The 19,400-nt window shown below is 74.4% G+C and carries 19 protein-coding genes and 1 pseudogene; 14 read left to right on the top strand and 6 right to left on the bottom strand.

Annotated features, from left to right (window positions below):
• The first annotated feature begins 90 nt into the window (after positions 1 to 90).
• Positions 91 to 1,359: an acyl-CoA dehydrogenase family protein gene (locus tag ACFPBZ_RS17530; protein ID WP_378037375.1), complete on the top strand. Its 1,269-nt coding sequence runs from the start codon at positions 91 to 93 to the stop codon at positions 1,357 to 1,359.
• 3 nt (positions 1,360 to 1,362) lie between these two features.
• Here the strand turns inward: ACFPBZ_RS17530 and ACFPBZ_RS17525 are convergent, their stop codons facing one another.
• Both ACFPBZ_RS17525 and ACFPBZ_RS17520 read right to left on the bottom strand, forming a co-directional pair.
• Complete coding sequence (locus tag ACFPBZ_RS17525; RefSeq protein ID WP_378037374.1) at positions 1,363 to 1,680, bottom strand: DUF202 domain-containing protein; 318 nt, start codon at positions 1,678 to 1,680, stop codon at positions 1,363 to 1,365.
• Positions 1,677 to 2,075, bottom strand: a complete 399-nt coding sequence (locus ACFPBZ_RS17520) for a YidH family protein (protein ID WP_378037373.1) — start codon at positions 2,073 to 2,075, stop codon at positions 1,677 to 1,679. The genes ACFPBZ_RS17525 and ACFPBZ_RS17520 overlap by 4 nt, the downstream gene beginning before the upstream one ends.
• Before the next feature lie 69 nt (positions 2,076 to 2,144).
• On the opposite strand from ACFPBZ_RS17520, the gene ACFPBZ_RS17515 reads away from it, so the two are divergent.
• The gene (locus ACFPBZ_RS17515; protein WP_378037372.1) at positions 2,145 to 2,849 is read left to right on the top strand and encodes a uracil-DNA glycosylase; all 705 of its coding nucleotides are present in this window, start codon (positions 2,145 to 2,147) and stop codon (positions 2,847 to 2,849) included.
• Here the strand turns inward: ACFPBZ_RS17515 and ACFPBZ_RS17510 are convergent.
• On the bottom strand, positions 2,809 to 3,888 hold the full coding sequence (locus tag ACFPBZ_RS17510) for a sulfite oxidase (RefSeq protein ID WP_378037371.1): 1,080 nt from the start codon (positions 3,886 to 3,888) through the stop codon (positions 2,809 to 2,811). The two genes, ACFPBZ_RS17515 and ACFPBZ_RS17510, sit on opposite strands and share 41 nt — an antisense overlap.
• A gap of 404 nt (positions 3,889 to 4,292) precedes the next feature.
• Here ACFPBZ_RS17510 and ACFPBZ_RS17505 point away from each other — a divergent pair, with 404 nt between their 5' ends.
• Positions 4,293 to 5,045: a hypothetical protein gene (locus ACFPBZ_RS17505; RefSeq protein WP_378037370.1), complete on the top strand. Its 753-nt coding sequence runs from the start codon at positions 4,293 to 4,295 to the stop codon at positions 5,043 to 5,045.
• A gap of 23 nt (positions 5,046 to 5,068) precedes the next feature.
• On the top strand, positions 5,069 to 5,671 hold the full coding sequence (locus tag ACFPBZ_RS17500) for a flavin reductase family protein (protein WP_378037369.1): 603 nt from the start codon (positions 5,069 to 5,071) through the stop codon (positions 5,669 to 5,671).
• On the opposite strand, the gene ACFPBZ_RS17495 is transcribed toward ACFPBZ_RS17500, so the two are convergent.
• The gene (locus ACFPBZ_RS17495) at positions 5,668 to 6,102 is read right to left on the bottom strand and encodes an acyl-CoA thioesterase (protein ID WP_378037368.1); all 435 of its coding nucleotides are present in this window, start codon (positions 6,100 to 6,102) and stop codon (positions 5,668 to 5,670) included. The genes ACFPBZ_RS17500 and ACFPBZ_RS17495 overlap by 4 nt on opposite strands.
• 30 nt (positions 6,103 to 6,132) lie before the next feature.
• Here ACFPBZ_RS17495 and ACFPBZ_RS17490 point away from each other — a divergent pair, with 30 nt between their 5' ends.
• The 3 genes from ACFPBZ_RS17490 (at position 6,133) to ACFPBZ_RS17480 (ending at position 8,972) form a co-directional block, all read left to right on the top strand.
• A complete protein-coding gene (locus tag ACFPBZ_RS17490; RefSeq protein ID WP_378037449.1) occupies positions 6,133 to 7,188 on the top strand; it encodes an LLM class F420-dependent oxidoreductase in 1,056 nt (351 codons plus the stop codon).
• Positions 7,189 to 7,217: 29 nt separating this feature from the next.
• Positions 7,218 to 7,670, top strand: a complete 453-nt coding sequence (locus ACFPBZ_RS17485) for a MaoC family dehydratase (RefSeq protein ID WP_378037367.1) — start codon at positions 7,218 to 7,220, stop codon at positions 7,668 to 7,670.
• Between the two features lie 90 nt (positions 7,671 to 7,760).
• Positions 7,761 to 8,972 (top strand): acetyl-CoA C-acetyltransferase, encoded by a 1,212-nt coding sequence (locus ACFPBZ_RS17480; RefSeq protein WP_378037366.1) that lies wholly within the window; start codon positions 7,761 to 7,763, stop codon positions 8,970 to 8,972.
• A 43-nt stretch (positions 8,973 to 9,015) separates the two neighbouring features.
• Here the strand turns inward: ACFPBZ_RS17480 and ACFPBZ_RS17475 are convergent, their stop codons facing one another.
• Positions 9,016 to 9,816, bottom strand: coding sequence for an enoyl-CoA hydratase/isomerase family protein (locus ACFPBZ_RS17475; RefSeq protein WP_378037365.1), 801 nt, complete (start codon positions 9,814 to 9,816; stop codon positions 9,016 to 9,018).
• Between the two features lie 88 nt (positions 9,817 to 9,904).
• Between ACFPBZ_RS17475 and ACFPBZ_RS17470 the strand changes: the two genes are divergently transcribed.
• Positions 9,905 to 10,426: a MarR family winged helix-turn-helix transcriptional regulator gene (locus tag ACFPBZ_RS17470; protein ID WP_378037364.1), complete on the top strand. Its 522-nt coding sequence runs from the start codon at positions 9,905 to 9,907 to the stop codon at positions 10,424 to 10,426.
• A complete protein-coding gene (locus tag ACFPBZ_RS17465) occupies positions 10,423 to 13,302 on the top strand; it encodes an MFS transporter (protein WP_378037363.1) in 2,880 nt (959 codons plus the stop codon). Before ACFPBZ_RS17470 ends, ACFPBZ_RS17465 begins: the two co-directional genes overlap by 4 nt.
• A 72-nt stretch (positions 13,303 to 13,374) precedes the next feature.
• Here the strand turns inward: ACFPBZ_RS17465 and ACFPBZ_RS17460 are convergent, their stop codons facing one another.
• Entirely contained in the window at positions 13,375 to 13,866 is a 492-nt protein-coding gene (locus ACFPBZ_RS17460) for an inorganic diphosphatase (protein WP_378037362.1), read from the bottom strand.
• Positions 13,867 to 14,034: 168 nt separating this feature from the next.
• On the opposite strand from ACFPBZ_RS17460, the gene dacB reads away from it, so the two are divergent.
• From dacB to ACFPBZ_RS17435, 5 genes and pseudogenes are all read left to right on the top strand, one after another.
• Complete coding sequence (dacB, locus tag ACFPBZ_RS17455; RefSeq protein WP_378037361.1) at positions 14,035 to 15,513, top strand: D-alanyl-D-alanine carboxypeptidase/D-alanyl-D-alanine endopeptidase; 1,479 nt, start codon at positions 14,035 to 14,037, stop codon at positions 15,511 to 15,513.
• Between the two features lie 94 nt (positions 15,514 to 15,607).
• Positions 15,608 to 16,675: a zinc-dependent metalloprotease gene (locus ACFPBZ_RS17450; protein ID WP_378037360.1), complete on the top strand. Its 1,068-nt coding sequence runs from the start codon at positions 15,608 to 15,610 to the stop codon at positions 16,673 to 16,675.
• 3 nt (positions 16,676 to 16,678) lie between these two features.
• The gene (tilS, locus tag ACFPBZ_RS17445) at positions 16,679 to 17,644 is read left to right on the top strand and encodes a tRNA lysidine(34) synthetase TilS (protein ID WP_378037359.1); all 966 of its coding nucleotides are present in this window, start codon (positions 16,679 to 16,681) and stop codon (positions 17,642 to 17,644) included.
• Positions 17,645 to 17,679: 35 nt separating this feature from the next.
• A complete protein-coding gene (hpt, locus tag ACFPBZ_RS17440; protein WP_378037358.1) occupies positions 17,680 to 18,234 on the top strand; it encodes a hypoxanthine phosphoribosyltransferase in 555 nt (184 codons plus the stop codon).
• Positions 18,235 to 18,327: 93 nt separating this feature from the next.
• Positions 18,328 to 19,400: pseudogene (locus ACFPBZ_RS17435) on the top strand (hypothetical protein); the annotation flags it as partial.

The raw sequence follows: 19,400 nt of genomic DNA, 5'->3' as shown, positions 1-19,400 counted from the left end.
TTGCGGAGGTCGCCTCGACGGGGGGTGACGCCGGGGACGTCCGGGCGGCCCGGGATGGCGTCGCGGCGGGGCTCGGCGCACCCTGGGTGCATGGTCGCCCCCGCCGAGTCCCGCAGCGACGTCGCGCCCCGCTTCGCCGAGCTCCCGCACCCCCACCTCGAGCTCGACCCCGACGTCGGGCACATCGCCGACTTCTACGAGTACGGCGCCCTGCTGACCGACCAGGAGCAGGCGATCCTGCACGACCTGCGGGGGTACCTCGCGAGCGACGTGGCGCCCGCGGTGAACGCGGCGTGGGCGGCGGACGAGTTCCCGATGCAGTTCGTCCGCGGCTTCGCCGACCTCGAGCTGGCGGGCCTGCCCTACGGCCTCTCGAAGCGGCTCGACGGGCCCGCCCGGCGGCTGCTCATGGGCTTCCTGCACGCCGAGATCGCCCGGATCGACGCCTCCACCAACAGCTTCTTCGGCATCCACTCCGGCCTCACCATGGGCTCGATCCACGCCGCCGGCACCGAGGAGCAGCGCGAGCGGTGGCTGCCGGCCATGGCCCGCATGGACATCATCGGCGCCTTCGGGCTGACCGAGCCGCACGGCGGGTCCGACGTCGCGGGCGGGATGGAGACGGTCGCCCGCCGCGACGGCGACGAGTGGGTCATCGACGGCGAGAAGCGCTGGATCGGCAACGGCACGTTCGCCGACATCATCGTCGTGTGGGCGCGGGACGCCGAGGACGGCAAGGCCGTCCGCGGGTTCGTCGTCGACCGCGACACCCCCGGGGTGACCACGGCGAAGATCGAGGGCAAGACCGGGCTGCGGATCACGCAGAACGCCGACATCCGCCTCGAGGGCGTCCGCGTTCCCGACGACCGCCGCCTCTCCGGCGGGCAGGGCACCTTCGCCGACACCGGCGGCGTCCTGCGACGCACGCGCGGCAACGCGTCCTGGGCCTGCGTCGGCGTGCAGATGGCGGCCTACGAGCTCGCCCTGTCCTACGCCAAGGAGCGCGAGCAGTTCGGTCGCCCGATCGCCGGGTTCCAGATGGTCCAGGACGCGCTGGTGCAGATGCTCGGCAACACCACCGCCTCGATCGGGATGGCGGCGCAGAACGCGCAGCTCATCGACATCGGCGGCGGCTCGGACGCGCACTCGGCGCTCGCCAAGCAGTTCTGCGCCGACCGGATGCGCGAGACGGTCGCGCTCGGCCGCCAGGTGGTCGGCGGCAACGGGATCATCATCGACAACGGGATCGCCCGGTACTTCGGCGACGCCGAGGCGCTGTACTCCTACGAGGGCACCCGCGAGATGAACACGCTGATCGTCGGGAAGCGGATCACCGGGCACAGCGCCTTCGTGCGGTGACCGCTACAGGATGACGGCGACGCCCGAGAGGACCGCGAGGGCGACCACCGACCAGCCCAGCAGCAGGACCGGTCCCCGGGCCGCCACCGGGTGGGGGAGCGGGGCGAGGCGCAGCGCGCGGGTGCGGCGGCGCCCGTAGACGGCGGTCGCGATCGCGATGACGACCGCCAGCCCGGTGGGGAGCAGGGCGAGCGTCAGCTGGGCGTGCGAGAGCTCGCGGACGGCGAGCAGCGCGGCGTTCGCGGCGACGCCGAGGGAGGTCCGGCTCCAGGCGAGGCCGGTGCGTTCGGCCTGCAGCCCGGCGTCGGACGGGCTCGTCACGTCGCGCCCCGCAGCACGACCAGCACCAGCGAGACGAGGGCGAGCAGCACCAGACCGGCGGCGAGCACCCACGGGATGCGCTGGGGCGGCAGCGGCCGGGCGTGGCGGATCGCGGTCTCGACGCTGCGCCAGCGCAGCACCCCGGAGCCGGCCGCGATCACCGCGAGGGCCGTGAGCAGGCCGCCGGTCACCGCGCGGGCGCCCGGGATCGGGAAGGCGGGTACCAGCTGGACCACCGCGACCCCGGCGGCGAGCAGCGAGAGCGACGTGCGCAGCCAGGCGAGGAAGGTCCGCTCGTTGGCGAGGGTGAAGCGGTAGTCGGGCTCGCGCTCGGCGTGGGCACCGTCGGTGCGCTCCTCCTCCGAGGGCGCCGCACCTCCCGGGGTCTCCGCCATCCGCGCTCCTCCCGCCCGCTGCCGACGGGGCAGACGGTGCCACATCCGACGCGGTCCTACCGTGGCGCCATGGACGGGGACGAGCTCCGCCTCACCGAGCTGGCCGGCCGCATCGTCGGGTGCACGGCCTGCCCGCGGCTCGTGGCGGCCCGGCGCGCGGTGGACCCGACCGGCGGCTACTGGGCGCGCCCGGTCCCCGGCTTCGGCGACCCGCGGGCACGGATCCACCTCCTCGGTCTCGCCACCGCCCCGCACGGCGGCAACCGCGTCGGCCGGGCGTTCACCGGCAACCCGTCGGCCGACACGCTCGTCGCCGCCCTGCACCGCACCGGCCTGGCCAACCAGGCCACCTCGCAGCACAGCGACGACGGGCTGCGCCTGCACGGCGCCTGGATGGCCTCGGCCGTGCGGTGCCCGCCGCCCGAGCACCGCCCGACGCGCGCCGAGCGCGACGCCTGCCTGGGCTGGCTCACCGAGGAGGTCGCGGCCCTGCGCGAGCTCCGGGTGGTCGTGTGCCTGGGCCGGCTGGCGTGGGAGGCGGCGTGCGACTGGGCCGGGCTCCGGCCGCGACCGGCGTTCGGCCACGGCGCCGAGCACCGGACGGACGCCGGGCCGGTGCTCCTCGGCTGCTACCACCCGAGCCCGCAGAACACCCGCAGCGGCCGCCTCACCCCGGCGATGCTCGACGACGTCCTGCTCCGGGCCCGGGCGCTGGCCCGTGACCCGGACGACGTCACGCCCCGGTCAGGTGCACCCGTGCCCACGAGTTGTTGACGTAGCCCTTCGGGTTCCACACGTGCTCGGGGCGCTCGGGCTGCAGGGCCGCCGACGAGTCCCAGGCCCGCGCGACCACCTCGACCTCGCCGGTGGGGACCTCGACGGTGGCCGACCAGTGCCGCCAGGACCATGTGCTCGCCTGCTCCTCGAGCTCGGCCTGGGTCCAGGTGGTGCCGCCGTCGGTGGAGACGTCGACCCGCGCCACCGTCCGGTCGCCGCCCGCGAACGCGTAGCCCCGGACCGTCGTGGGCCCGGCGGGGACGGTCGCGCCGTCGTCGGGCTGCAGGACGTCGCTGTTCACCGCGACGAGACCGAGCTCCACGCCCTCGCCCGGGGTGCCGGTGGGCGTGACGTCGGCCGGGAGCAGCCGGTAGGTCGACGCCTGGAAGAAGTTCGCGGAGGGCCCGTCGAGCACGCGCACGCGGTCGACCCACTTCACGCTCCGCGCCCCGATGTAGCCGGGGACGACGACCCGCAGCGGGGCGCCGTGGACCGGGGGCAGCGGCTCGCCGTTCATCGCCCAGGCGAGCAGCACCTCCGGCATGGTGGCCTTGCGCAGTGGTACCGAGCCGCCGAACTCCTGCGGCGGGTCGGCCTCGGGGCAGTGGTCGGCCCCGAGGAACTCGACGTGGGTCGCGCCGGCGGACACCCCCGCGGCGGCGAGGACGTCGGCGAGCCGCACGCCGGTCCACGTGGCGGTCGCCGTGGCCGTCGGGCCCCACGGGGCCTCGCCGGGGATGTCGCGGACGGCGACGAGGCCCTCGCGGCGGTTGCCCGCGCACTGCAGCGTCGCGGTCTCGGTGTGCTCGGCGAAGCGCTCCCGGAGGTCGGCGAGGCTCCAGGAGCCGGGGTTCCCGACGAGGCCCTCCACGCGGAGGCTCCAGGTGGCCAGTTCGCCGACGGGCACGGCCCCGTGGTTGCGGGAGTAGAACGCGTCGACGGGGGTGATGGCCCGACCGACCAGCGCCGACCGGGGTGGCTCCGCGTTGTACGGCTCCACCTGATGCACGGTCATGTCGGGGCGTTTGCCGTACACGGGCACTCCTCGTGACGCAGTGTGTCGTTCCGGTCACATCGCTTCGTCCGATGGCGTGGACTCCGCGGGCGGTGGGCACGGCGCTCCTGCGGATCGCGACGGCGTCACCCCTCCGACGAGCGCGTTTCCCCTGCTCACAGGCGTCACAAACGCTCCGGGAGCGTGGTCAGGGCCCACGGGATCGCGGTGTGTGACCGTCGTAGGGTCTGCGGCCATGACCCAGACGCCGATCTACGACGAAGTCAGGCGTTCGTTCGGCCGCGTCGGTCGGAGTCCCGAGCGGCGGTCGTTCCGGGGCGAGGACCCCACCGCGGGCGTCGAGCGCGTCTCGCGGCCGGTCATGCTCCGCGCGTCGGGCGGGCGTCATCGACGGTCGGGGGACTGACCGTCGGCCCGGGGCCGACGTGCCCACCCCGGGTCACCCCTCCCGCGAACGACCTCCCCCCGCTCCGGCTCCTCCCGACCGGGCCGGCCCGACCACGGCGCTCGACGCGCCCACCGTCCGCCACGCCGCGGTGCCCACCTCCCCGCCCGCGCCGCCCGCCCGGGGCGGCGGACTCTCGACCGTCCGCGTCACCGGCCAGGCCCTCGCCGCGACCACCACCGCCGCCGCGGGCGGTCTGCTCGGCGGTGCGGCCGGCACGGTCGCGGGCGCGGCCGTCGCCTCGATGGTGACCACCGTCGGCGAGGCCCTCTACCAGCGCTCCCTCGAGCGCACCCGCGACCACGTGCGCACCCGGATCGACGCCCGGCGCCCGCGTCCGACGGTCCCGCCGCCGCCCGACGAGGCCCCGACCCGCGTCCTCGGCGCCGCCGGCGCCCCCGCGGGGTCGAGCTTCCCCCGCGCGCGGATCGCCGTGCTCGTCGCCACCGCGATCGTCATCTTCCTGATCGCCATGGTGGTGGTCACCGGCATCGAGCGGGTGAAGGGCTCCCCGCTCTCCGGCGGGCCCGCGGGGACGAGCGTCGGGGAGGTGTTCGGCACCGCCGCGCCCACCACCACGACGACCGAGCCCGACCCGGACGACGACGAGCCCGGCGCCGCGGCCACGACGACCACCAGCGCCCCCGACGCGACGACGAGCGCGGCCCCCACCACCAGCTCGCGGTCGCGCACCACGACGCCGACCACCACGCTGGTGCCGACCGGCAACTGACCGACCAGGAGGCTCCCCCCGCCGTGCGCACCGACTTCGACCCCGCCGAGCTCGGCACCCGGACCTTCTACAAGCTGCTGACCTCGGTGGTGGTGCCGCGCCCCATCGCCTGGGTCGCCACCACCTCGCCGGACGGGGTCGACAACCTCGCCCCGCACTCGTTCTTCACCGTCGCGTGCGTCGACCCGCCGATCGTGGCGTTCACCTCGGTCGGGCGGAAGGACTCGCTGCGCAACGTCGAGGCCACCGGGGAGATGACGATCGCGCTGGCCCCGGAGTCGCTCGTCGACGAGGTCAACGCCACGGCCGCCGACTTCGCCCACGACCGCGACGAGTTCGCCGAGGTCGGCCTCGAGCGGGAGCCGTCGACGAAGGTCCGCCCGCCGCGGGTCGCGCGCTCGCCCGTCGCCCTCGAGTGCGTCCTGCACTCGATGACGTGCTTCGGCGACTCGACGATGGTGTTCGGGCGCGTGGTGCACGCCGCGGTCGCGTCCGAGGCGCTCGTCGACGGGCACCCCGATATCGGGCGGCTGGCGCCGCTGGCGCGCCTCGGCGGGGACGAGTGGTCGACGATCGGGACGATCCTCGAGCGGCGCCGCATCCGCGCCGCGGACTGGCCGACCTAGAGGACGTCGTCGAGCCGCGCGGGGTCGGACGAGACCTCGCGGAGCCGGCCGCGCGGATCGGCGACGAGCCGGCGGGTGGCGTGGTCGAGGATGCCCATCACCCCGGTGAGGGTCGCGGCGGTCGCGCCGTCGCGGACCCGGACGAGCTCGGCGTCCATCCGGAAGGACTTGCCGGCGCCGAAGCTCGTCGTCGTGACGATCTCCACCTCGTCGCCCACCACGAGCTCGGCGAGGAACCGGACGGTGGTCTCCAGGATCACCGGGCCCAGCCCGGCAGCGGCCAGCGCCGCGACCTCGACCCCGGCCGCGCGCAGGGTCTCCTCGCGGCCGTGCTCGCCGTACCGGTGGTACTCGGCGTGGTTGAGGTGGCGGTTGGCGTCGGTCTCGTAGCCGCGGACCGTGACGGGGACGCGATGGCCGGTGGTGCTCACGGGGCCGAGATCGTGGCAGGCTCCACGGTCGTGCGCATCGGGATGGGACTCAACTACGCCGGCGGCTTCGACGAGACGATGGCCGAGCTGGCCGAGCACGAGAAGGCCGGGCTCGACATCGTTTTCGTCCCCGAGGCCTACAGCTTCGACGCGGTGAGCCAGCTCGGGTTCATCGCCGCCCGCACCGAGCGGGTGGAGATCGCCTCGGGGATCCTGCAGATCTACACGCGGACCCCCACGCTCACGGCGATGACCGCGGCCGGCCTCGACTACGTCTCCGGCGGCCGGTTCACCCTCGGCATCGGGGCCAGCGGCCCGCAGGTCATCGAGGGCTTCCACGGGGTGCCCTACGACGCCCCGCTCGGGCGCACCCGCGAGATCATCGACATCTGCCGGCAGGTGTGGCGGCGCGAGAAGGTCGAGCACGCCGGGAAGCACTACGCGATCCCGCTGCCGCCCGAGCAGGGCACCGGCCTCGGCAAGCCGCTGAAGCTGATCAACCACCCGGTCCGGGCCGACATCCCGATCCTCGTCGCGGCCCTCGGCCCGAAGAACGTCACGCTCGTCGCCGAGAAGGCCGACGGCTGGCAGCCGATCTTCTTCGTGCCGGAGAAGGCGCACGAGGTGTGGGGTCCCTCGCTCGAGGCCGGGAAGGCGAAGCGCGACGCGTCGCTCGACCCGCTGCAGGTGTTCCTGCAGACCTCGTTCTACGTGACCGACGACGACGACGTGGCGAACCAGATGCTCGACGGGATGCGCGGCATGGTCGCCCTCTACGTCGGCGGGATGGGCGCCAAGGGCAAGAACTTCTACAACGACGTCGCCCACCGCTACGGCTACGACGACGAGGCCGACAAGATCCAGGACCTCTACCTCGACGGCAAGAAGCAGGAGGCGGCCGCCGAGGTCCCCGAGGAACTGCTGCGGGCGATCTCGCTGATCGGCCCCCGCTCCTACGTGGCCGAGCGGATGGCGGCCTTCGCCGAGGCCGGCGTCACCACCCTCAACATCACGCCGCTCGGGGGCACCCCCGCCGAGCGCGTGTCGCTGGTCGGCACCGCGAAGGAGATCGCGTCCGACCTGTAGACCCGTCCGCCGACCGACAGGAGCACACCTTGCGGAAGTTCGCCGACATCGACGAGCTGCGCGCCGCGGTGGGGGAGGACCTCGGCACCAGCGACTGGGTCATGGTCGACCAGCAGCGCATCGACGTCTTCGCCGACGCCACCGACGACCACCAGTGGATCCACACCGACCCCGAGCGCGCCGCCGGGGGCCCGTTCGGGCGCACCGTCGCCCACGGCTTCCTCACCGTGGCGCTGATGCCGAAGTTCGGCTGGGACACCTTCGAGGTCAGCGGCGTCTCGATGACCGTGAACTACGGGCTGAACAAGGTGCGGTTCCCCGCCCCCGTCCCGGTGGGCAGCCGTGTGCGGGGTCACTGCCGTCTGGTGGACGTCGCCGACGTCGCGAACGGCGTGCAGGCCACCATCGGGGGGACCGTCGAGATCGAGGGCTGGCCGAAGCCGGCGTGCGTCGCCGAGGTCATCCTGCGCTACATCCTCTAGGTGGCTCCGCCTCGTGAGCACTTTCCGGGGTCATGACCCCGGAAAGTGCTCACGGGCGCGGAGCGCACATCGTCCGACAGGAGAGAAGCCGTGAGCGAAGCCGTCGTCTGTGAGCCGATCCGCACCCCGGTCGGGGGATTCGGGGGGTCCCTGCGCGACGTCCCGGTGCAGGAGCTGGCCGCCACCGTGATCCGCGAGCTGGTCCGCCGCACCGGGATCACCGCCGAGGTGATCGACGACGTCGTGTTCGGGCACTGCTACCCGACGATGGACGCCCCCGCGATCGGGCGGGTGGCGGCGCTCGACGCCGGGCTGGACGTGACCGTGCCGGGCATCCAGATCGATCGGCGCTGCGGGTCGGGCCTGCAGGCGGTGCTCTACGCCGCGATGGCCGTGCAGTCCGGCGCCAACGACCTGGTGCTGGCGGGCGGCGCGGAGTCGATGTCCGGCGCGTCGTACTTCACCGACAAGGTCCGCTGGGGCACCAAGGCCGGCGGGTTCGAGATGAAGGACTCGCTCGCCCAGGGCCGTGTCCACGCCGGCGGGGTCAACCACCCGGTGCCCGGCGGGATGATCGAGACCGCGGAGAACGTGCGGAAGAAGTACTCGATCGGCCGCGAGGAGCAGGACCGCCTCGCGGTGCGCAGCCACGAGAAGGCGACCGCCGCGGTCAAGGAGGGTCGCTACGCCGACGAGCTGGTGCCGGTGACCATCCACGGCCGCAAGGGCGACACCGTCGTGGACACCGACGAGCACATCCGCCCCGACGCCTCGCTGGAGTCGCTCGCGAAGCTGCGCCCGATCATGGGGAAGCAGGATCCCGACGCCACGGTGACCGCGGGCAACGCCTCGGGGCAGAACGACGGCGCCGCCGTGTGCATCGTGACCACCCCGGAGAAGGCCGCCGAGCTGGGGCTGCGGCCGCTGGCCCGGCTGGTGTCCTGGGGCGTGGCCGGGTGCGGTCCCGAGATCATGGGGATCGGGCCGGTCCCGGCGACGGAGAAGGCGCTGGGGCAGGCGGGCCTGTCGCTGGCCGACCTCGACGTCATCGAGCTCAACGAGGCCTTCGCCGCCCAGGCGCTCGGGGTGGGCCGGGAGTGGGGGATCGACCTGGTCGCCGACGAGCGGGTCAACCCGAACGGCTCCGGCATCTCCCTCGGGCACCCGGTGGGGGCCACCGGGGTCCGCATCCTGACGACGATGCTGCGGGAGATGGATCGTCGGGAAGCGCGCTACGGGCTCGAGACGATGTGCATCGGCGGCGGGCAGGGCCTCGCGGCCGTGTTCGAGCGGGTGAGCTGACGCTCCTGCGAGCAGTGATCCGTGTCTGGACACGGATCACTGCTCACCTGGCCTGCCACCGCGGGGCCCGCTTCTCCCGGGCCGCCGTCGCCCCCTCGACGGCGTCCTCGGTGGCGCCCGCGACGCGCCGCATCGTCTCGCCGAAGCGGATCGCGTCGGTCTGCGACATCTCCGGGCCCCGGCGCGCGACCTCCTTGATCGCGCGCTGGGCCAGGGGGGCGCCGGCCAGCAGCCGGGTGGTCATGGCGTCGACGGCGCCGGGGAGGTCGTCGTGCGGCACCACCTGCAGGGCGAGGCCGATCTCCTTCGCCCGGGCCGCGGAGATCGTCTCGCCGGTCAGGAGCAGCTCCATCGCCGGCTGCCAGCCGATCCGCCCCGGCAGCCGCAGCGCGCCGACGATCGTCGGGACCCCGAGCTTGACCTCCGGGAAGCCGAACGTCGCGCGGTCGGAGGCGATGACGATGTCGCACCACGTGACGAGCGTGAGCCCGTAGCCCAGGCAGAGCCCGTTGACCGCGGCCACCACCGGCTTGTGGATCTCCCAGCCCGACTCGAAGGAGTTCACCGTCGGGCGCTCCCAGTACGAGCCGGGGAAGTCGCCCGCCGGGTTGCCCTCCGAGGCGAAGTCGGCTCCCGCGCAGAACGCCCGGCCCTCGCCGGTGACCACCCCGACCCACGCCTCGTCGTCGGCGCGGAACCGGGAGAACGCCTCGTTGAGGCCCTCGCGCATCGCGCCGTCGATGGCGTTGAGCTTGTCGGGGCGGTCGTAGGTGATCGTGGCGACGTGGCCGGACCGCTCGTAGCGGACGCGGTCGTGGAACCGTTCGGCGACGTCGGCGCTCATGGCGTCGCACGGTAGTGGTACCCGGGTGGCGCGAGGTCGGTAGCGAAGCGCATAGTTGTACCGACCAAGCGATTGTACGGAGCACGCAATGAATGCAGCACTGGGCGAGCGGCGACTCCCGCCGGTCCCCGCGGGGGCCGACGCGGCGTGGGTGACCTCCGACCGCATCGGCCACGAGCTGATCCGGCTCATCCGCCTCATCGAGCGCGGCAAGGTGGCCAAGGCCCGGGAGGACGGCGTCGAGCGCGCCGCCTACGTCCTGCTGGCCCGCCTCGTCATCGAGGGCCCGCACCGCTCCAACGCCCTGGCCGAGGCGGTGCACTCCGACCCCTCCACGGTCAGCCGCCAGATCGCCACGCTGGTCCGCATCGGCTACGTCGAACGGCGTCCTGACCCGGCCGACGGGCGGGCCTGCCTGCTCGCCGCCACCGACGAGGGCCACCGCGTGTTCGCCGCGAACCGCGACCTGCGCAACCGCCGCATCTCCGAGGTCACCGGGGACTGGGACGAGGCCGACCGCGAGCGCCTCGTCGACCTGCTGGACCGCTTCACCACCGCGCTCGAGAACCACGACGACGCCGGCGCCCCGCGCGCCGAGGAGGACCGATGAGCACGACGACCGCCTCGCCCCCGGTGAGCGCGGAGAAGGCCTCCGACAGCGGCGCCTTCACCCACCGCCAGATCCTCACGATCCTGTCCGGGCTGATGCTCGGCATGTTCCTGGCCGCCCTGGACCAGAACATCGTGTCCACGTCGATCCGCACCATCGCGGACGACCTCAACGGACTCAACCTGCAGGCCTGGGCCACCACGGCCTACCTGATCACGGCGACGATCTCGACGCCGCTCTACGGCAAGCTCTCCGACCTCTACGGACGCAAGCCGTTCTTCCTCTTCGCGATCAGCATCTTCGTGGTCGGGTCGGTGCTCTGCACGATCTCGACCTCGATGTACGAGCTCGCGATCTTCCGCGCGATCCAGGGCGCCGGCGCCGGCGGTCTGATGAGCCTGGCGCTGACGATCATCGGCGACATCGTCCCGCCGCGGGAGCGCGCCCGGTACCAGGGCTTCTTCCTGGCCGTGTTCGGTACCGCGAGCGTCGTCGGTCCCGTGGTCGGCGGGTTCTTCGCCGGCACCGACTCGATCATCGGCATCACCGGCTGGCGCTGGGTCTTTCTCGTCAACGTGCCGATCGGCATCCTCGCCCTCGTCGTGGTCTGGCGCGTGCTGAACCTGCCGCACACCCGCCGGGAGCGGCGCATCGACTGGCCCGGCGCCTCCGCGCTCGCCATCGCGCTCGTGCCCCTGCTGATCGTCGCCGAGCAGGGCCAGACCTGGGGCTGGGGCTCGACGAACGCCCTGCTCTGCTACGGCATCGGCGTCGTCGGGATCATCGGGTTCGTCCTGGCCGAGCGCGCCTACGGCGACGACGCCCTGCTGCCGCTGCGGCTGTTCCGCAACGGCGTGTTCAGCCTGACGACGGTCATCGCCGTCATCACCGGCATCGGCATGTTCGGCGGCATCGCGATCGTCCCGCAGTACCTGCAGATCGTCACGGGCTCCAGCCCCACCCAGGCGGGGCTCGAGATGATCCCGCTGGTCGGCGGGCTGATGGTCGGCTCGATCATCTCCGGTCAGCTGACCAGCCGCACCGGGCGGTACAAGGTCTTCCCGGTCATCGGCCTCGGGCTCATGACCGTCGGCATGCTGCTGTTCCACTTCCTGCTGCACGCCGACACCCCGTACTGGTTGATCGCGGTGCTGATGGTCGTCTTCGGCCTCGGACTCGGTAACTGCATGCAGACCCTGGTGCTCGCGGTGCAGAACGCCGTCCCGGCCTCGGACATGGGTGTCGCGACCGCCTCGGCGACCTTCTTCCGCCAGCTGGGCGGCACGCTCGGCGTCTCGGTCTTCATCTCGATCCTGTTCTCCACGCTCGGCGGGAACATCATCTCCGCCTTCCGCTCCGCGTCGACCGACCCCGGCTTCCTGGCCGCGGCGGCCGACCCGGCGGTGGCGGCGAACCCCGCGAACGCCGTGGCGCTGAACCCGGCCGCGGGTGTCGCCCGCGTCACCGAGGACTCCTCGGTGCTGCAGCAGATGGACCCCCGCCTCGCCCGGCCGTTCTTCGAGGGCTTCGCGGCCTCGATGGACCTCGTGTTCCTCGTCGCCGCCTGCGTGATCGCGGTCGGCTTCGTGCTGATCTGGTTCCTCAAGGAGGTCCCGCTGCGGACCACCTCGGGCATCCAGGCCCGGCAGGCCGAGGCGGCCGCCGAGGGCGCCGGCCCCGGCAGCGTCGACGCGGCCGCCGAGGTCACGGGTCCCGCCCGCGGGGGCCTCGACGTCCCGACCTCGGCCCCCGCGGTCGGGGCGGCGGGCGCCGCCGGCAGCGAGCGGGTGCTGCGTCCGTCCCCGGTGCCCCGCGCCGGACGGCACGAGTCGCCGGTCGCGACCGGGCAGTGGTCGACGGGCGACGGGCAGGTCTCGAACGGCCACGTCGCGAACGGCCACGTCGCGAACGGCAACGGCCACGGGTCGGACGGGGACGGGCAGCTCGGGACCTGGTCCTTCGGGAGCGGGCAGCACGAGCAGGCCGACCACCGGCAGGCCGGCCACGGCGACTCCGTGGTCCTCGGCCTGCTGTCCGACGGTCCCGACGAGGGCCGCGGCGGCTTCAGCGACGCCCTCTCCGGCATCCCGATGGCGCTGCACGCGCTCGACGGCACGGTGGTCGACCGGACCTTCTCGGCCGCCGACGGCTCGTTCCGCCTGCACGCGCCGCTGCCCGGCAACTACGTGGTGGTCGCCAACCCGACGACCTTCCGCCCGCACGCCGAGCTCGTCCCGCTCGACGGGGTGCCGGTCCGCCGGCAGTTCGCCCTGCGGCGGTCGACCCCGGTGGGCGGGTCGGTGCTCGACACCACCGACGCGCCGGTGGTCGGCGCGACGATCACCGTCACCGACGCCCGCGGCGGGGTGCGCGCGGTGCGCCGCACCGGCGCCGACGGCACGTGGGAGTGCCCGGAGCTCGAGCCCGGCACCTACACCGTCGCGGTCCTCGCCCCCGGGCGGGAGCCGGTGGCGGAGCGGCTGGTGGTCGACTCCTCGGCCCCGGCCGGGCGCCGCGGCACCCGCCACGACGTCCGCGTCCCCGTCGCGCGGCACACCGTGCGCGGTCAGGTGCGCTCGTCGTCGGGGGCCACCGTCCCCGAGTCGCTGGTGGTGCTCATGGGCGCCGACGGCCGCGTGGTCGCCTCCACGGTGACCGACACCGCCGGGCGCTTCGAGGTCACCGACCTCACCGAGGGCCGCTACCTGCTCACCGCCTCCGGGTTCGCCCCGGTCTCGGAACAGGTCACGGTCTCCGGGCACGGGACGGCCGTCGAGCTGACGGTCGAGCCCCCGCGGCCCGCCTCGTCGGAGCCCCGGCCCCAGGACGAGGCCGACCCGGTCACGGCCCCGCTGCCGGTGGTCGCCGACCGCTAATCCGGTGGACGACGACGGCGGGTGTCCCTCCACCGAGGAGGGGCACCCGCCGTCGTCGTGTGCGCAGCGTCGTCAGTGCGCGCCGTGCTCCTCGGCGCGCTTGTAGGAGTCGCGGACCTCCTGCTCGGCGTCGGCGCGGCCGACCCACGAGGCGCCCTCGACGCTCTTGCCGGGCTCGAGGTCCTTGTAGACCTCGAAGAAGTGCTGGATCTCCAGGCGGTAGAAGTCGGAGAGGTGGTGGATGTCGCGCAGGTGCTCCTGGCGGGGGTCGCGGGCCGGCACGCACAGCACCTTGTCGTCGCCGCCCTTCTCGTCGGTCATGCGGAACATGCCGATGGTGCGGGCGAGCACGAGACAGCCGGGGAACGTCGGCTCCTGGATCAGCACCAGCGCGTCGAGCGGATCGCCGTCGAGGCCGAGGGTGTTCTCGATGTACCCGTAGTCGGCCGGGTACTGCGTGGCGGTGAAGAGCGTCCGGTCCAGGCGCATCCGCCCCGACTCGTGGTCCATCTCGTACTTGTTCCGGTCACCCTTGGGGATCTCGATCAGAACGTCGAACTCCACGGCGCGTCCTCACTGCTCCGTCGCGGCACCTGCCGCGTCGTCTCGAGCCCCCTCACCCACACGGGGTCCGGCGGGCTCGTCGGTCGCATCTAGTCTGTCCTACCGCGGCAGCGCCCAGACGTGGGTCTGATCGCAGGAGGTGCGCCCCCGGGCGCCGGGAGGGGGCCCGTGACCGCGAGCGAGGTCTCCCAGCGACCCGACGGCCCGGCCGACGGCGGCGAGCGCCCGACGAGCCACCGGGCGGACGAGCCGCGCTCGCAGCGGCTGGCGACCCGGCTGCTCGTCGCCGCGGTCGTCGTGCTGCTCCTCGGTGGTCTCGCGACCGCCGCCGTGCTCACGGCACCCGGCCTGGCCCGCACCCTCGGCCTGCCGGTGTCGGCGGCGGTCGACCCGCCCGCCCCGGTCGTGTTCTCCCCGCGGCTCGACGCGCTGCCCGCCGCCGCCCCCAGCCCGACGAGAGCCGGCGTCGCCGCCGCCCTCGAGGGCCGGACCGCGGGTCTCGGCGACCTCACCGGCGTCGTCCTCGACCCCGCCGCCCCGCAGACCCCGCTCTGGTCCCGGAACCCGGCCGAGCCCCAGGTCCCCGCGTCGTCGACGAAGCTCCTCACCGCCGCGGCCGCCCTGCTGGTGCTCGACCCCGACACCCGCCTGAGCACCACCGTCACCGCGGGCCCGACGCCCGACTCGGTCGTCCTCGTCGGCGGCGGCGACGTGAGCCTGTCCTCCCTGCCCGCCGGGCGGGAGTCGGTCTACCCCGGCGCCGCGCACCTCGACGACCTCGTCGCGCAGGTCCGCGCCGCCCGCGGCGGTACCCCGCCGCGCACGGTGTACGTCGACACCTCCCGCTACAGCGGCCCCGCCCTCGCCCCGGGCTGGGACCCGGTGGACATCGCGGGCGGCAACCTCGCCCCGATGGTCCCGACGATGCTCGACGGCGGCCGCCTCGACCCCACCGCGCTCGACGGCGCGCGCTCGGCCACCCCCGCCCAGGACGCCGCGACCGCCCTGGGGCAGCGCCTCGGGGCCCGGGTCACGGTGCGCGAGGGGTCGGCGCCCGCCGGGGCCGCCGTGCTCGGCCGGGTCGACTCGCCCCCGCTCACCGAGCTCGTGCACACCGCGATGGTCAACTCCGACAACCTGCTCGCCGAGGCGCTCGGGCGCGAGGTCGCCCTGCACGAGAACGCGCCCGCGTCCTTCGCCGGGGCCGCCGACTCGATCCGGGCCGTCCTCGCGGCGAACGGCATCGACCCGGCCGGCGTGGTCACCGCCGACGCCTCCGGGCTCTCCACCCAGAACCGCATCCCCGCCTCGGTGCTGGCCGCCGTCCTCACCCCGGCCGCGGCCCCCGACGCCGCCGACCCCCGCACCGCCGCGCTGCGCCCGCTGCTCGACGGCCTGCCGGTCGCGGCGGGGAGCGGCACCCTGGTCGACCGCTTCACCGTCGGCTCCCCGAACGCCGACGGCCGCGGCTGGGTGCGCGCCAAGACCGGCACGCTGACCGGCACCAACGCGCTCGCCGGGGTGGTCTCCGACGTCGACGGGCGCCTGCTCGTCTTCGCCTTCATGTCCAACGGCCCCGACCCGATCGGCGCCCGCCCCCGGCTCGACGCCCTGGCCACCGCGCTGCGCGGGTGCGGCTGCCGGTGAGGCCTCCGGCCTGTGTGCGTGCGTTTCCGTGCTCCGGCACGGAAACGCACGCACACACGCCGGGGGCGTCAAGGCGCGAACGTACGGTGGAGCCGTGACCGTCACCGAGACCCCGACCGGCCTGCCCGTGAGCTGGGGCCTCGCCGTCGCGACCGGCTCCCGGCTCGTGCCGCCCGGCCCCGCCGTCGGTCCCGATGAGGCCCGGGCCGAGGTCGCGCGCCTCGCCGACGGCGCCCGGGTGGGGGAGGGGCACGTCCGCGAGCTCACGGGGCTGGGGACCGGCCTGGCCATCCCCGACGCCGCCGTGGTCGACCGGCCCGGCTGGATCGCCTCCGGCGTCGAGGGCATCCGCACCCTCACCGCCGACGTCTCGCTGCCCACCGCGGCGCGCGGACGAGCCGGTCTGCTGGCCCGCACGGCCGGCACCGTCACCGCCACGGTCGCGGGCGCGCAGATGGGCACGCTGCTGGCGTTCCTCTCGACGAAGGTGCTCGGCCAGTACGACCCCTTCGCCGGCCCCGACAACGCCGGCCACCTCCTGCTCGTCGCCCCCAACGTCACCGCCGCCCGCGAGGCGCTCGACGTCGACGCCGACGACTTCGCGCTCTGGGTCTGCGTGCACGAGGCCACCCACCGCCTGCAGTTCACCGCGGTGCCCTGGCTGCGCGACCACTTCCGCTCCGAGGTCACCGCCTTCGCCTCCGGCATGGAGAGCGGGGTGTCGGCGGCCCTCGACCGGCTGCCCGACATCACGAAGGCCGTCCGGAACCGCAGCGACCTCTCCCTGCTGGAGCTGCTGCAGGGCCCGGAGCAGGGCGCGATCCTCGATCGCCTCCTCGCCCTCACCACGTTGCTCGAGGGTCACGCCGAGCACGTCATGGACGAGGTCGGCCCTGCCGTCATCCCGTCGGTCGCCACCATCCGCGGCCGCTTCACCTCGCGTCGTCGCGGCGGCGGGCCGGTCGACCGGCTGCTGCGCGTCCTGCTCGGGGTCCAGGCCAAGGTCAAGCAGTACGAGCAGGGTCGCGTCTTCGTCGACGAGGTGGTCGGCACCATCGGCATGGACGGCTTCAACGCCGTCTGGACCTCCCCCGAGACCCTGCCCCACCGCTCCGAGATCACCGACCCGTCCGCGTGGATGGACCGCGTCCACGGGAGCTGACCGGTGAGTCGGGTTCCTCCGGCCGTCGCGGAGATCCGCCGCGCCGTGCGCCAGAACCTTCCCGACGAACGCCGTGGTCCGGTCGTCGTGGCGTGCTCCGGCGGTGCCGACTCGCTCGCCCTGGCCGCCGCGGCCGCATTCGTGCTGCCCGAGGTCCACGGCGTGGTGGTCGACCACGGTCTGCAGGCCGGGTCGGCGGAGGTCGCCGAGCGGGGCCGCACCGCGCTGGCGGGGCTGGACGTGGCCGCCCGGGTGGTCCCGGTGGTCGTCGGGCGGGGGAGCGACGGCCCGGAGGCCGCAGCGCGCCACGCCCGGTACGCGGCCCTGCGGGCGGTGTCCGACGAGCTCGGCGGGGCGCCGGTGCTGCTCGGGCACACCCTCGACGACCAGGCCGAGACGGTGCTGCTCGGCCTCGGCCGCGGCTCGGGCGCCCGCTCGCTCGCCGGGATGCGCGCCCGGACGCCGCCGTGGTGCCGCCCGCTGCTCGCGGTCCGGCGGGCCACCACCCGGCAGGCGTGCGTCGAGGCGGGCCTCGAGCCGTGGGACGACCCCCACAACGACGACCCCCGCTACACCCGCGTCCGCCTGCGCCACGAGGTGCTGCCGCTGCTCGAGGAGGTCCTCGCGGGCGGCGTCGCCTCCGCCCTCGCCCGCACCGCGGCCCAGCTCGCCGACGACGACGCCGCCCTCACCGAGCTCGCCACGGTGGTGCTCCGGGAGGCCGAGGACGACGACGGCGGCCTGGCCACGGAGATCGTCGGGAAGGAGCCCGCGGCCGTGCGCCGGCGGGTGCTGCGGGCCTGGCTGACCGCGCGCGGGGTGCGGGAGTCCGACGACGCGCAGGTGCGGGCCGTCGACGATCTCGTCGCCCGCTGGCGGGGACAGGGGCCGCCGTCACTACCCGGTGGCTTGGAGGTGATCCGCTCGCGTGGCAGGCTGACGGTGCGCGCGGCGCGTACCGGGCGGTGAGCCACCAGTGGTGACGACGAAGGAGTCCGTTCGAGGTGTACGACGGCGACATCGCGTCCGTGCTGATCAGTTCCCAGGAGATCCAGGACAAGATCGCGGAGCTGGCCGACACCATCGCCGCCGACTACGGCGAGCCGAAGCCGGGCGAGCCCGACCTGCTGCTCGTCGGGGTGCTCAAGGGCGCGGTCATGTTCATGACCGACCTCGCGCGGCACCTCCCGCTGCCGACGCAGCTCGAGTTCATGGCGATCAGCTCGTACGGGTCGGCGACCTCGTCGTCGGGCGTCGTGCGGATCCTCAAGGACCTCGACCGGGACATCTCCGGGCGCCACGTGCTGATCGTCGAGGACATCATCGACTCCGGCCTGACGCTCTCGTGGCTGCGCAAGAACCTCGAGTCGCGGGGCCCGGCGTCGCTGCAGGTGGTGACCCTGCTGCGCAAGCCGGAGGCCGCGAAGCTCGACGTGGACGTCAGCTACGTCGGGTTCGACATCCCCAACGAGTTCGTGGTCGGCTTCGGGCTCGACTACGCCGAGCGGTACCGCGACCTTCCCTACATCGGGACGCTCGACCCCTCGGTGTACGCCTGAGCGTCACCGACAGGTCACACAGCCGGGAGTCCGCTCCCGCATCGTCACCCCCCGGGCGCAACGCGGAATCGGTGCAGCCCTAGTCTGCGGCGCATGGCGACCGGTGGCTCCCGACGACTCTGGATCGTCAACGGCCTCGTCCTGCTCGCCGTGCTGCTCGCGGCCGGGGGCACCACCTACGCGCTGACCTCGTCGTCGTCCACCGAGAACACCGCGCTGCGCACCACGCCCCTCGGGCGCGGCACGGTCGCGGAGACGGTGACCGCGTCGGGCACCGTCACGAGCTCCACCAGCGCGACGCTGAACTTCTCCGCGAGCGGGAAGATCGCCGAGGTCCGGGTGCGTCTCGGGGACCGGGTGACCAAGGGACAGGTCGTCGCGGTGCTCGACGGCGAGTACGCCCGGGCGAACCTCGACGCCGCCGACGCCCAGGTGTCCGCGGCGGAGCAGCAGGTCGACGACGCGCGCTACGCCAAGGACAACCCACCGAGCACGGCTCAGCAGGCGGCCCCGGCCGCCCAGGCTCCCGCCGCACAGGCTCCGGCGGGGCAGGCCCCTGCTGGGCAGGCACCCGCCGCGGCACCGGCGGCACCGGCGCCCGCCGCGCCCGCCGCGCCCGCTGCCGGACAGAAGCCCCCGCAGACGCAGCCCCAACAGCAGCAACCCCAACAGCAGCAACCCCGGCAGTCCCCGCGGCAGCAGCGCGAGGCCGAGATCATGGGGAACTTCGCGGGCTCGTCGCGCGGGGTCGAGGCCGTCGGCCCGGTCGCCGCGCAGCAGCAGCCGTCGCCCACCCCCGCGCCGGGCGCCGGGGCCTCGTCGGGCGGGGCCGCGGGCGGCGCCACCGCCCAGACCTCCGAGGACCCGGGCGAGGCCGGGGTCCGGAGCGCGGAGTCGACGCTCGCGACCGCGAGGGCGAACCGCATCCAGGCGTTCCAGGCCACCGAGAACCTCGACCTCGTCGCGCCGCAGGACGGCACCGTGGTCAGCCTCGACGGCGTGGCGGGCCAGATCGCCGGGCCGCAGGGCATCGTCGTGAGCTCCACCGCCACCGGCAACCCCGCCGGCGGGCGCCTGCCCGACGGCTCGGCCATCTCCAGCGGCGCCGGGTCGGGGCCGTCGGCGTCCCGCCGCGCCGCGGGGTCGGCCGCCGCCGTCGCGGCGGC

Source organism: Actinomycetospora atypica, assembly GCF_042653685.1.
Lineage (GTDB): Bacteria > Actinomycetota > Actinomycetes > Mycobacteriales > Pseudonocardiaceae > Actinomycetospora > Actinomycetospora atypica.
This window is presented reverse-complemented; position numbering and strand designations above follow the sequence as displayed.

Coding starts and splice junctions, on each gene's coding strand:
- ACFPBZ_RS17465 (WP_378037363.1), top strand. CDS start 10,423: ATGAGCACGACGACCGCCTCGCCCCCGGTGAGCGCGGAGAAGGCCTCC.
- ACFPBZ_RS17520 (WP_378037373.1), bottom strand. CDS start 2,075: ATGGCGGAGACCCCGGGAGGTGCGGCGCCCTCGGAGGAGGAGCGCACC.
- ACFPBZ_RS17470 (WP_378037364.1), top strand. CDS start 9,905: ATGAATGCAGCACTGGGCGAGCGGCGACTCCCGCCGGTCCCCGCGGGG.
- ACFPBZ_RS17515 (WP_378037372.1), top strand. CDS start 2,145: ATGGACGGGGACGAGCTCCGCCTCACCGAGCTGGCCGGCCGCATCGTC.
- ACFPBZ_RS17475 (WP_378037365.1), bottom strand. CDS start 9,816: ATGAGCGCCGACGTCGCCGAACGGTTCCACGACCGCGTCCGCTACGAG.
- ACFPBZ_RS17530 (WP_378037375.1), top strand. CDS start 91: ATGGTCGCCCCCGCCGAGTCCCGCAGCGACGTCGCGCCCCGCTTCGCC.